The sequence below is a fragment of the Pseudomonas sp. MH10 genome (assembly GCF_034353045.1).
Taxonomy (GTDB): domain Bacteria; phylum Pseudomonadota; class Gammaproteobacteria; order Pseudomonadales; family Pseudomonadaceae; genus Aquipseudomonas.
Genome location: NZ_CP133783.1, coordinates 4,223,194 through 4,235,212, shown reverse-complemented (window position 1 = coordinate 4,235,212; position 12,019 = coordinate 4,223,194). Strand labels below are relative to the sequence as shown.

The following is a 12,019-nucleotide window of genomic DNA, read 5'->3' as shown; positions in this document are numbered from 1 at the left end:
CTGAGATTTTTCCGCACCGACCGCCACATCGACCTTGCGTCCCGAACAGCTCCACTACCAAAAATAATTACAACAGAGGTATTCGCTCTTGAACAATCAACTCGACATCTGCGCGATCTTCGAAAGGAGCCGCTTGAGCGCCTTTCAGATGCTTGTGCTTGGTCAATGCTTCTTGTGCATGGCCGTTGATGGGTTCGACATTCAAGCCATGGCCTACGCGGCACCAAGCCTCATCGCTCAATGGGGTATCCCTATAGCTAACTTGGGACCGGTGTTCAGCATTAGCATGTTAGGCATGTTGATCGGCTCACTCGCTCTGGGTGCGATCGCCGATCGCGTCGGTCGACGGCCAGTACTGGTTAGCGCCTCGCTGACGATGGCGGTTCTGATGTACTTGACCGCTCAAACCACGACGGTGGACGGACTCCTCGCACTGCGCTTTTTTACCGGTATCGCCATGGGGGCAATCGTGCCTAACGCCGCCACTCTGGTGACGGAGTATGCCCCTGGGCACAACCGCGTGATGCTGTTGACACTGGTGTCTTCTGGACTGGTCGTGGGTGGTCTCGTCGGTGGCGCGCTCGCTGCTGCACTGATTCCGCAATATGGCTGGCAAGTGGTGTTCTATTTGGGCGCCTTTGCTCCTTTGTGTGTGGGCGTAATAATGCTCTTCGCACTTCCAGAATCGCTGCAGTGGTGCGTGTTGCGCGAACGCCAACTTGACCGTGTCAGGGCCATCCTCACACGGATCGAGCCCGGCCTGCGAATCAATGAGCAAACGAGATTACTAATCGCCGAACCGCGCAGAAAAGGCCTGTCGCTTGCTCACTTGTTTGCGGATGGCAGGCTGCCGGGCACGCTGTTGCTGTGGCTGATCAACTTCATGAACATGCTTTGCATTTACTTTCTCGCCTCATGGACACCCGTGTTGATGAGCGGCGCAGGCCATACACCCTCGCAAGCTGTGTTGGCGGGAACCTCCATGTGGCTGGGTGGCTTGGCAGGCGGTTGGCTACTGGGTTGGTTTGTCGACCGACACGGTTTCGGCGCCGTACTGGTTCCGACCTTTATTGTCTCTGCCGTGGCCATTGTGCTGTTCAGCCACCACTACAACTCAATCAACCTCGCTTACCTGACCATAGCCGTTGCCGGCTTCGGCATCCTCGGCGGCCAGGCGGCACTGAATGCCATGACTTCCACCTTTTATCCGACTGCACTGCGCGCAACCGGCACGGGTTGGACGCTGGGACTCGGTCGCCTAGGGGGCATTTGCGGTCCTTTCGTAGGTGCCACGCTGCTGCATCTGCAATGGTCGACGAGTGAACTGTTGGTGGCTGCAGCCATTCCCGCCAGCATCGCAGCCATCGGCATTATCGGCTTCTGGCGCCTGAATCGAACAACGGCTTTACCCATGCCCAACTAAAGCTCCAAGCAGTGGCCAGCGGATCGCCGCGCCAATAAAAACAAAAGAAAACGCATGAAGAACATCGTGGTCAGATCGTTTGGCACCGTTCTGTTCGTCTTTGCAACGGGTCATTGCCTGGCGAGCGAGCCCGTGGAGCTCGGAGAAGGTACCTTGTTTCGCAGCCTGTTCGGCGACTCTTTGGAACGCGACTACGGCATCAAGATATCCGGCCTGCTGGATGCTGGTTTTTCACGCAACAACAACTCATCTCATAAAGACCGCGAGTCAGGGCTGACCAACACTCCGGTCGCCGGGTTCGGCGACCAAGGTTTTGAACTGGGCAATATTCACCTGTTCGCCGACAAAGCGCTAAAGACCAATTTTATCCCGTGTGTCACACCTCTGGCTGGATCGACTACGAGTTCCTCGTCAGTGATTCAGAGAACGAGTCGCAGTGATATTACCTGAATGACCTCTAGACCAGGCACGGCTAAAAACCAGTGCCAAGCGTACATACCCATGCACTTCGTTTAGCACCCAAATCTGCGCAAAGGCGAAGCGAAGAAGCGATCCACTCGTTCGTGAGGGTCTGTCTCCCCATCAACCGGTGCCGCCAAGCTCTGTGCCCGCCTCGCAACACACCCCTCAGTCACCCAGGAGTATTTACAGGCATCACTGCTGAGTCCTGCAGCGATGTTGAATAACCGTTACTAGGACTGTCCAAACCGCTAACCGGAGCCGTCATTATTAGCGCGCGATATCCTATTACAAAAAAACCGATAGCACGCTATTCGACTGAATAGACAACGTGAAATATGAAAAAAACATCGAGCTTTCTTTTTACTTCGACCTGCAATCGTATTTTTAAGGCATTATGCTATCAATGGCGAATTAACTAATTCGCTGGATCTCTAAACGTTATTTCGTTCGAAACATTTTTTCTAAGCAGTGCAAAACCAATAACTAACATCACCTGATAAGCAAAAAATCTAAGGAGTGGATCGGAGGGGCCGTTACAACATATGCAGTACGCTACAAATTACATAACATCGTCAGCGCCTCTGAAATATTTTGACTTAAACGCCACACGATAGCAGCAGTTCTCTCCGGAGCTTATCGACATGGGTTATATCAAGAAAAGGACGCTGGGAGGGTCATACGGCCTGCCTAGCATTTTCAATCACTGGATACCCGATATATCCCCTCGCATCAGGCGCCTAGGGTTGGCAGTGATTTTGCTTTCCTACCTAGCTGCCTCCACCCATCTCTACCTAGCAGGCGGAGTCCGTTTAGGTTATCCGTCGCTCATGATGGTTCCGGTGCTACTCGCCAGCTTGTTATTTGGCGTGCCGGGCGTCTTGCCAAGCGCTCTACCGGCGGCATTGCTAATAACCGCCCTTGGCTCGCAATTTAGCGACGGTGCAGCTTGGGTAACCGAGCTGCCCTTTAGATCGCTGCTGTACGTTCTAATTGGCATGATGGTTGCCATCCCTATACATATCTATGCGTTCTACAGCAGAAAGTTAAACTACGTAATGAGGCATGACCCAGGCACCGGATTACCGGGGCGTCGCGCACTGTTTGAAACACTTGATCAGGTCTTTAAGAGCCCGCTTCAACTAAAGACTAAGAATGGCTTGGCGGTCATCTCAATTAATAACATACATGATATAAGCCGCACGTTCGGTTATGAGGCTGCCGACACACTAATTGCGGCGTTATGGGAGCAACTTATTGACGCGTTTGAATCCCACGCAACCGTCTACCACTATAACCGGGACTGCCTTGCTGTACTGTTTTTTAGTTCGGATGAAAACCTGACAAAACAAACGCGAACCGTGGAATGTATCTTTGAGCGATCCATCATATATGAAGGCTTGCCCATCCATTTTGATGCACATATAGGCTATGCCCGGCTCTCGGGCGATGACCGACGCGAGGTCGTCAATCGAGCAGAGTCAGCCAGCGAATATGCCCGAGAAATGGGCATGAGGTCAGCGCTCTATACGTCGGCCATGGCGCTGGACAAGCGTCAAAATTTGATTCTTATGGGCGGCCTGTTGGACGCGCTGCACTCTGCGGAGTTAACGCTGCACTTCCAACCAAAAATAAATTTGAAAACCGGCCAATTGGTTGGGTTTGAAGCCTTGTCACGCTGGCAACATCCAACGTTGGGTAACGTCCCCCCTGATCGTTTTATTCCGTTAATCGAACGAACAGCATTGATCCATGCGTTTAGCCTTTGGGCAATAGAAACAGCGTTGATCAAATTCAACAGTTTTAAAAAACAGGGGGTGCTGACGGTCGTCGCCGTCAATTTGTCGAGCCATAATCTGATCAATGACGAATTTCCTAAGCAGGTTATTCATCTGCTTGATAAATACAACGTAGACAGCTGTTACCTGGAGTTTGAGATTACCGAGTCGGAAATAATGAGAAATCCTGAGAAAGCCATTGAGGTGCTCAAGGAATTGAGCGGTATGCCCATCAGCATTTCCATTGACGACTTCGGCACTGGGTATTCCTCGCTCGCCTATCTACACAAATTGCCCGCCACCCAAATCAAGATTGACCGCTCCTTCATTCAGGACATTAATCACGACTCTGGCCTGCGAAAAATTGTTTCTGCGGCGATTGTCCTGGCTCATAGCTTAGGCATGAAAGTAGTGGCAGAGGGCGTAGAGACAGAGGATCAATACCGATTACTTGAAAGGCTGGGTTGCGACAGCGCCCAAGGTTATCTCATCGCTCGCCCTATGCCAGAAGATCAAATATTGAAGTGGTTTGAGCAGTGGGTCGCGCCTTCTTTAACAGCCGATCTTTATGAAGCCTAACGGCTGCATCACGTATCAATCGACCACAACCCTCCCAATCATCTGCGGATGCAGCGTGCAGAAGTACTCAAACACTCCCCTTACCTTGAACGTGTACGAGTACTGGTCCCCCGTATCCAATGCCGCCGAATGAAACGCTTTGTCCACACCCACAATGGTGTGCGGCACCTGGTCGTCGTTGATCCAGGTGACTGTCGTGCCGGCTGGCACGGTCAGGTCTTTGGGTGAGTACAGGAACGTTTTGATATCGATCTGTACGTCCTGCGCCGACGTCGGGATTGACGTCAGCACGCAGGTTAAAGCGAGAATAGGTGCGTAGCGGTTCATGGGCAGACCGTTAGATTAGGGTTGAGTTGATGAGCGCCAAGGGATGCTCGCCTTGTGTGGCCGACACCTCGGTGACGCCCAAGTAGTTGCGCAGTTGGTCAGCAGCGACGGTCATTGGACCTGGGGCTGGCGCGCTACCGGGAGCCGGTTGAGGGTAAGCAGTCGAGCGGGCAGTATGAAAAGTGATATTGCCTTCGACTTTCTGGATGACTTGATGGATATGCCCGTTGAGTACCGTCACCGAGCCATATTTTCGCAGCATCGCGATGGCCTGATCGCCGTCTTCGGTGCCCCAACCCCATGGCTTATAAATCGTCCAGAGCGGGATGTGGGTGAACACGACGATAGGCGTACTGACTGACACTGCGTTGAGGTCATCAGCCAGCCATTTCAATTGGTCGGCACCGAGCGTCGCTTCATGACCCGCTTGGAAGTTGAACACATTGATCAGCGCGATGAAGTGCACCCCATGGTCATCAAAGCTATACCAACCGTTGCCTTTAGTGCCTTTACCGTAACGCTCCAGATAGGCTTTCCCTCCACCTTCGTCGAGGGTGTCGTGCTCGCCGGGCACGTAATGCACCGGGGACGGCAAGCCTTTTAACACTTGGTCAGCGGTGTCGAATTCGACGGGCTTGGAGAGGTGCGTGATGTCACCGGTGTGCAAAATAAGCGCTGGTTTTTTCGGCAGCGCGATCACCTTATCGATGGCCTGCTGCAATGTGTCGAGGGGCGCCGGATTGGCTTCTTTGTTGAAGCCGATATGCGAGTCGCTTATTTGCACGAAATGGAAGTCGTTGGCCAATGACGTTCCGCTAAGTTGGGTGCTCGCGTCATCCAGCGCAAAGGCACGGGGGATGCCGCCGCTCATGACCCAGAGCACCCCCGCACCCGCCCACGCCGAACATTTCAAGAGCTCTCTTCGCCCCAGTGTGTTGCGCTCGTCGTGACCCTGAACGTTCGGACCAGTTTTCATAAAGACTCCGTAGATGTGCTTAGCTTGACGAAGCTGTCAGGTCTATAACGGGCGCGGGAGCCTCTTTATTCCACGATCAAATATATTTCTCTGAGCGGGAATAAACCGAGTCGAATCGGAGTTTAAAGAGAGATGAGTCGGGGTCAAAAAGTCGACATGACGCGGTTTGATGAGTTATTAGCGCCGCATATGGATGCGGCCTATAACCTTGCGCGGTGGCTCACCGGCAATGAAAGCGCCGCCCGCGATGTCGTGCAGGAAAGCGCCTTGAAAGCCTTTAAATTTCTTCATCGCTTTGAAGATGGAAACGCCAAGGCATGGCTGCTGACGATTGTCCGCAACGAGAGCTTTAACTGGCTTAAAGCCTCGGCAGGTCATCGCTGGATCGCCATCGGCGACGATATCCCGGAAGACGACAGCGCCCTTGCCCACTCTGATACCCCGGAACTCAGCGCCATCCACACTCAAGATGTCGCCCTTCTTCAGCGGGCACTCGAAGCGCTGTCACCGGTGTTTCGGGAGGTGATTATTTTGAAGGAGCTTGAAGACATGCCCTACAAAGACATCGCCAACGTCACAGATGTACCGATCGGCACGGTGATGTCGAGGCTGGCAAGGGCGCGGGCGATGCTCAAAACTCAATACATGAAGTTATGCTGCCATGAGTGAAATGAACTGCGACGTCTGCCGCCAATGGATGACCGGCTATCTGGACAATGAACTGGACCCGTCCACACGCAAGTGCTTTACCGAGCACCTGACACACTGCGCCGACTGCAAGCAGCGTCTCGAAGCGCTGAGCCTCCTGAGCGCTGCGGTGAAAACTCACCTTCCTTATTTCACCGCCCCCACTTCTCTGACTCATAGCCTGCGGTCCCGTCTTGAGACCACGGCGATGATCCAGGATGACTTTTGGCACAGGCTACGACTCTGGATCGCTCCGGCGTTGTCAGCTGCTTTCTTTGCTGCAGCGTTGTTCCTCTATGTCACAACGCCGTCGATTGACGACAGCTGGACCGATGAAGCCGTGTCCAGCCATGTCCGTTCGTTGATGGGCGAACATTTGATGGACGTCGCGTCCTCCGACAAGCACACGGTGAAGCCGTGGTTCACGGGCAAGCTCGACTTTTCTCCACCGGTTTACGACTTCTCAGCCCAAGGTTTTCCACTGCTGGGCGGTCGGCTGGATTACCTCCAGCATCAAACCGCCGCTGCGCTTACTTACCGGCATGACAAGCACATCATCAACACCTTCGTGGTGCCAACGGCGGAAGCTGATAGGCCGCCGCATACGCAAACCAGACGCGGCTATAACATTGTGTCCTGGCGGCAGAATCATATGCGCTTCATCATCGTGTCTGATTTGGACAAAGGCGAACTGGAAACCTTCAGCCAGCTCACTCGAACGGGTCTGTAGTCGACAAACACGCACCGCAGTTACCAAGGAATCAAAATGCCCCACCCGCTTCTGAAACTCTATGAATCCCAAAGCTCTCCCAACTCCCGTCGTGTGCGGATATTCCTTGCCGAAAAAGCCATCGATATCGAATTGATCCCGGTGGACATTGCCGCCAAAGCTCAATTTTCGCCTGAGTACACCACCATCAATCCACTCAACGTCGTCCCTACGCTGATGCTGGAAGACGGCACCAGCGTAGGCGAAGTACCCGCGATCTGGCGCTATCTCGAAGAGGTTTATCCCGATAAACCGCTGCTGGGCGTTGACCCAAAAGACAAGGCGTTAGTCGCCATGTGGGAACGATGGGCCGAGCGCGAAGGTTTTGCGACGGTCATGGAGGCCGTGCGCAATTGGGCGCCAGGTCTGGCCGGGAGAGCGCTGGCAGGTCCCCATGCGTATGAGCAGATACCAGCGCTGGTTAAGCGCAACGAGGCGCGGCTCGGCCATTTTTATCGGGATTTGAATAAACGGCTGGAGACGGTAGCGTACTTGGCGGGGGATCAGTTTTCGGTAGCAGATATCACAGCGGTGGTCGCCATTGACTTCGCCGTGGAGGCCCTTGAATTGGACCTGCCAGAGGACCTACCAGCGTTGCGGACCTGGTACGCAACGGTGTCTGTTCGCCGGAGTTTGAGTGCCTGAATAAACGATAATTTTGTTGGCGCTGCCGAAGGCTGCGAAGCCCGTAGGGCTCTGCGATTTCATTGACACGGTGATAGCAAGCAGCCGCAGATACTGTGGGAGTAGGCTTGCCTGCGAAGAGGCCCGTAATCACGCCGCTGATGTCGACCTGAAACCTGGGTCGCCTGCATTGACGCTTTCGTTGGCAAGCCAACTCTCACAGAGTCTTCGGCAGATACAAAATGGTATGCACATATCGCAGCCTTGGGCAGCGCCTACAAGTCCGGTGTTTGCTCCGTGACAGCCCAGCGGTGTACAAGCCCGATCACATTGATACAAGCTGGCGCACGAAAACACCGCTTCGGAGGCATCATGGCAAACGTTTACCGCGAAGAAGAATGGCGACTCAGGCAAGAACTGGCCGCCTGTTACCGCTTGATCGCCCATTACCGAATGAGCGACCTGATTTCGACGCATATTTCCGTCCGTATTCCAGGGCCGGAGCATCATTTTCTGATTAATCCCTACGGCCTGTTCTTCGAGGAAATCACTGCCTCGAACCTAGTAAAAATTGATTTGCAGGGCGCTAAAGTCGAAGACTCACCGTTTCCGGTGAATCCGGCCGGTTTCGTGATTCACAGCGCCATTCACTGCGCTCGTGAAGACGCTCACTGTGTGCTGCACACGCATACCAAAGCCGGTTGTGCGGTGGCCGCGCAGGAGTGCGGTTTGTTGCCTGTGAATCAAATCTCCTTGGAGTTTTATGGTCGCGTCGCCTATCACGAGTACGAAGGCATAGCGCTAAACCTCAGCGAACAGCAACGGCTGGTGACCGATCTGGGCGATAACGCCGTTATGATCCTGCGTAATCACGGTTTGCTGACGGTTGGCGAGAGCGTTTCGCAGGCCTTTCTGCGCATGTATTACCTGGAAAAAGCCTGCGACATTCAGATCGCAGCCCAGGCCGGTGGCGCATTGAGCATTCCGTCGCATGACGTTTGCCGCCGCACAGAGCAACAGTTCAACGCGCCGGGCAAAGACGTTGCCGAAGGTGAGCTAAGCGACCCGGACGCCAATCGACTGGCCTGGGCCGCGCTGCTGAGACTGGTGGACCGGATCGCACCTGATTATAAGAATTGAACGTTGCAGGTAACATGCTCGCCCCGCCGTACCGATGGAGATGACCTTGCCCGATAGCCGCCCACTCGCTCTTGACGAAATCGACCGCCAATTGATCGCGGCACTCCAGATCAATGCCCGCGAAAGTGTCGCGATGCTTGCCCGGCAGTTGGGTATAGCGCGAACCACCGTGACCTCGCGCCTGGCGCGCCTGGAAAAATCCAAAGTCATCACCGGTTACGGGGTGCGTTTGAGTCAGCGTGTGATCGATGGCGGGTTGCAGGCCTACGTCGGTATTACGGTGCAACCGCGTTCGGGCAAAGAGGTGCTGCGTCGGTTAAGCGCCATCGCTCAGGTTCAGCAACTGTGCGCGGTGAGCGGCGAGTTCGATTATGTGGCGTGGCTACGCACCGACTCACCTGAACAACTGGATCAACTACTGGATTTGATCGGCAGCGTCGATGGCGTGGAAAAAACCACGACCTCGATCATTCTCAGCAGCAAGATTGATCGCGGCCAGCCAGTTTGACCCTGTGATGCCAAATCACAGTAGAAGCCAGCGTGTTGGCGAGGCATCAAGACTGCACACCCCCGCCAGGCCACCTCGCCAACACGTTGGCTTCTACAGGATTGCAATATGACCACCCTGTTCGTCATAACGCAGCATATCCATCTAAAACGACAACACTTTGCGTCTTATTAACGCGTTCACTCTTATCTAAACTGTCCTTTTTTGTGTTCCCGCCGAGCAAGGTCAGTCATGAACAATAATCGCCATCCTGCAGACGGTAAAAAACCCATCACCATGTTCGGTCCGGACTTTCCTTTCGCGTTTGACGACTGGATCGAGCACCCGGCTGGGCTGGGCAGTATTCCGGCAGAGCATCATGGCGCGGAAGTGGCGGTGGTTGGCGCGGGCATCGCGGGGTTGGTTGCAGCCTACGAGCTAATGAAGCTGGGCTTCAAACCGGTTATTTACGAAGCGTCGAAAATGGGCGGGCGGCTGCGCTCGCAGGCCTTTGCTGGCACCAACGGCATTGTCGCCGAGCTGGGCGGCATGCGTTTTCCAGTGTCCTCTACCGCGTTCTATCACTACGTCGACAAACTCGGTCTGGAATCAAAACCCTTCCCGAACCCGCTGACTCCCGCGTCCGGCAGCACGGTGATCGACCTGGAAGGCACCACCTACTACGCACAAAAACTGTCGGATCTTCCTGCACTGTTCCAAGAAGTCGCTGACGCGTGGGCCGATGCGCTGGAAGCCGGCTCGCAATTCGCCGAGATCCAGCAAGCCATCCGTGACCGTGACGTCCCACGCCTTAAAAGCCTGTGGAATACGCTGGTTCCACTGTGGGACGACCGGACGTTTTACGATTTCGTCGCCACCTCCAAAGCCTTCGCCAAACTGTCCTTCACCCACCGTGAAGTGTTCGGCCAGGTAGGCTTCGGTACCGGCGGCTGGGACTCGGACTTCCCTAACTCGATGCTGGAAATCTTCCGCGTGGTCATGACCAACTGCGATGATCATCAGCACCTGATCGTTGGCGGCGTGGAGCAAGTGCCACTGGGCATCTGGCGTCATGTGCCGGAGCGTTGCGTCCATTGGCCGGAAGGCACCAGCCTGGCGTCGCTGCACCGTGGCGCGCCGCGTTCCGGGGTGAAACGCATTGCGCGTGCTGACGATGGCCGTTTCGAAGTCACCGACACGTGGGGCCACACCCTGCATTACGCCGCCGTGCTGACCACCTGCCAAAGCTGGCTTTTGACCACCCAGATTGAATGCGAAGAATCGCTGTTTTCACAGAAAATGTGGATGGCACTGGACCGCACGCGTTACATGCAATCGTCGAAGACTTTCGTCATGGTCGACCGGCCATTCTGGAAAGACAAAGACCCGGAAACTGGCCGCGACCTGATGAGCATGACCCTCACTGACCGCCTGACCCGTGGCACCTATCTGTTTGATAACGGCGACGACCAGCCGGGCGTTATTTGCCTGTCCTACTCGTGGATGAGCGACGCGTTGAAGATGCTGCCGCACCCGGTAGAGAAACGCGTGAAGCTGGCCCTTGATGCCCTGAAGAAAATCTATCCGAAGGTGGATATCGCTTCGCGGATCATCGGCGAACCGATCACCGTGTCGTGGGAAGCTGATCCGCATTTCCTGGGGGCCTTCAAAGGCGCCCTGCCCGGCCACTACCGCTATAACCAACGGATGTTTGCGCACTTTATGCAGCAGGACATGCCCGACGAACAGCGCGGGATTTTCATCGCCGGCGATGACGTCTCATGGACCCCCGCGTGGGTCGAAGGCGCGGTACAGACGTCGCTGAATGCAGTGTGGGGCATCATGAAGCACTTCGGTGGCAGCACTCATCCCGAGAACCCAGGGCCTGGCGATGTGTTCAACGACATTGGTCCTATCGCGTTGGCAGACTGAGGAACACCTTCATGCACATTGCCTTGTACCAATGCCCGCCGCTGCCGCTGGATGTCAGCGGCAACCTTGCACGCCTGGAACTGAAAGCGTCGCAAGCAGCGGCCCAAGGCGCAGATTTGCTTGTATTGCCAGAGATGTTTCTGACCGGGTACAACATCGGCGCCCAAGCGGCATTTTCCTTGGCCCAAGCCCGTGACGGCGAGTCGGCGCAGCAGATCATGGCGATTGCACAAGAAACTGGCATCGCGATTGTGTACGGCTACCCTGAGCGATCTAGCCATGGGCAGATTTACAACGCGGTGCAGTTGATCGACGCGCAAGGGCGAAGCCTCTGTCATTACCGTAAGACCCATCTGTACGGAGACCTCGATAAGTCGATGTTTGCCGTGGGCGGTGATGAGTTTCCGGTGGTCGAATTGAACGGCTGGCGTCTCGGGTTGTTGATCTGCTATGACCTGGAATTCCCGGAAAACACTCGACGCCTGGCCTTGGCCGGTGCTGATTTGATCGTGGTGCCGACCGCCAACATGAAACCGTACGACTTTGTAGCTGAAGTCACGGTGCGCGCTCGTGCGTTTGAAAACCAATGCTACGTCGCATACGCCAATTATTGCGGCAGTGAGGGCGCTATTCATTACTGCGGTCTGAGCAGCATTGCGGCCCCGGATGGCTGTCGAATTGCTCAGGCCGCAGAAGATGAAGCGTTGATCATCGGCGTGCTGGACCGCCAGTTGTTGAACGATTCCCGAGCCATCAACACCTACTTCAGTGATCGACGTCCAGGGTTGTACACCGTGTTGAGTCGCGGCTGATTGTCCTAAGCCGAAACATTTCCGCT

12 protein-coding genes are annotated in these 12,019 nt (G+C 54.9%); 10 read left to right on the top strand and 2 right to left on the bottom strand.

What is annotated here, in order from left to right; genetic code table 11:
- Positions 1-88: 88 nt before the first annotated feature.
- The 3 genes from RHM59_RS18915 (at position 89) to RHM59_RS18905 (ending at position 4,239) form a co-directional block, all read left to right on the top strand.
- Positions 89-1,423 (top strand): MFS transporter, encoded by a 1,335-nt coding sequence (locus RHM59_RS18915; protein ID WP_322285204.1) that lies wholly within the window; start codon positions 89-91, stop codon positions 1,421-1,423.
- A gap of 54 nt (positions 1,424-1,477) precedes the next feature.
- Positions 1,478-1,873, top strand: a complete 396-nt coding sequence (locus tag RHM59_RS18910) for a hypothetical protein (protein WP_322285203.1) — start codon at positions 1,478-1,480, stop codon at positions 1,871-1,873.
- Between the two features lie 653 nt (positions 1,874-2,526).
- Positions 2,527-4,239 (top strand): GGDEF domain-containing phosphodiesterase, encoded by a 1,713-nt coding sequence (locus RHM59_RS18905; RefSeq protein WP_322285202.1) that lies wholly within the window; start codon positions 2,527-2,529, stop codon positions 4,237-4,239.
- 15 nt (positions 4,240-4,254) lie between these two features.
- On the opposite strand, the gene RHM59_RS18900 is transcribed toward RHM59_RS18905, so the two are convergent.
- On the bottom strand, positions 4,255-4,566 hold the full coding sequence (locus tag RHM59_RS18900) for a cupredoxin family copper-binding protein (RefSeq protein ID WP_322166429.1): 312 nt from the start codon (positions 4,564-4,566) through the stop codon (positions 4,255-4,257).
- A 10-nt stretch (positions 4,567-4,576) separates the two neighbouring features.
- Complete coding sequence (locus RHM59_RS18895) at positions 4,577-5,542, bottom strand: metallophosphoesterase family protein (protein WP_322285201.1); 966 nt, start codon at positions 5,540-5,542, stop codon at positions 4,577-4,579.
- Positions 5,543-5,698: 156 nt separating this feature from the next.
- On the opposite strand from RHM59_RS18895, the gene RHM59_RS18890 reads away from it, so the two are divergent.
- The 7 genes from RHM59_RS18890 (at position 5,699) to RHM59_RS18860 (ending at position 11,993) form a co-directional block, all read left to right on the top strand.
- A complete protein-coding gene (locus tag RHM59_RS18890; protein ID WP_322286726.1) occupies positions 5,699-6,211 on the top strand; it encodes a sigma-70 family RNA polymerase sigma factor in 513 nt (170 codons plus the stop codon).
- A complete protein-coding gene (locus RHM59_RS18885; protein ID WP_322285200.1) occupies positions 6,204-6,959 on the top strand; it encodes an anti-sigma factor family protein in 756 nt (251 codons plus the stop codon). The genes RHM59_RS18890 and RHM59_RS18885 overlap by 8 nt, the downstream gene beginning before the upstream one ends.
- Positions 6,960-6,995: 36 nt before the next feature.
- On the top strand, positions 6,996-7,643 hold the full coding sequence (locus tag RHM59_RS18880) for a glutathione S-transferase family protein (protein WP_322285199.1): 648 nt from the start codon (positions 6,996-6,998) through the stop codon (positions 7,641-7,643).
- Between the two features lie 351 nt (positions 7,644-7,994).
- Positions 7,995-8,762, top strand: a complete 768-nt coding sequence (locus tag RHM59_RS18875; protein WP_322285198.1) for a class II aldolase/adducin family protein — start codon at positions 7,995-7,997, stop codon at positions 8,760-8,762.
- 46 nt (positions 8,763-8,808) lie between these two features.
- Positions 8,809-9,270, top strand: coding sequence for an Lrp/AsnC family transcriptional regulator (locus RHM59_RS18870; protein WP_322166436.1), 462 nt, complete (start codon positions 8,809-8,811; stop codon positions 9,268-9,270).
- A 231-nt stretch (positions 9,271-9,501) separates the two neighbouring features.
- Entirely contained in the window at positions 9,502-11,181 is a 1,680-nt protein-coding gene (locus tag RHM59_RS18865; protein ID WP_322285197.1) for a flavin monoamine oxidase family protein, read from the top strand.
- 11 nt (positions 11,182-11,192) lie between these two features.
- Positions 11,193-11,993, top strand: a complete 801-nt coding sequence (locus RHM59_RS18860) for a carbon-nitrogen hydrolase family protein (RefSeq protein WP_322285196.1) — start codon at positions 11,193-11,195, stop codon at positions 11,991-11,993.
- Positions 11,994-12,019 lie beyond the last annotated feature (26 nt).

Coding starts and splice junctions, on each gene's coding strand:
- RHM59_RS18910 (WP_322285203.1), top strand. CDS start 1,478: ATGAAGAACATCGTGGTCAGATCGTTTGGCACCGTTCTGTTCGTCTTT.
- RHM59_RS18905 (WP_322285202.1), top strand. CDS start 2,527: ATGGGTTATATCAAGAAAAGGACGCTGGGAGGGTCATACGGCCTGCCT.
- RHM59_RS18900 (WP_322166429.1), bottom strand. CDS start 4,566: ATGAACCGCTACGCACCTATTCTCGCTTTAACCTGCGTGCTGACGTCA.
- RHM59_RS18895 (WP_322285201.1), bottom strand. CDS start 5,542: ATGAAAACTGGTCCGAACGTTCAGGGTCACGACGAGCGCAACACACTG.
- RHM59_RS18890 (WP_322286726.1), top strand. CDS start 5,699: ATGACGCGGTTTGATGAGTTATTAGCGCCGCATATGGATGCGGCCTAT.
- RHM59_RS18885 (WP_322285200.1), top strand. CDS start 6,204: ATGAGTGAAATGAACTGCGACGTCTGCCGCCAATGGATGACCGGCTAT.
- RHM59_RS18880 (WP_322285199.1), top strand. CDS start 6,996: ATGCCCCACCCGCTTCTGAAACTCTATGAATCCCAAAGCTCTCCCAAC.
- RHM59_RS18875 (WP_322285198.1), top strand. CDS start 7,995: ATGGCAAACGTTTACCGCGAAGAAGAATGGCGACTCAGGCAAGAACTG.
- RHM59_RS18865 (WP_322285197.1), top strand. CDS start 9,502: ATGAACAATAATCGCCATCCTGCAGACGGTAAAAAACCCATCACCATG.
- RHM59_RS18860 (WP_322285196.1), top strand. CDS start 11,193: ATGCACATTGCCTTGTACCAATGCCCGCCGCTGCCGCTGGATGTCAGC.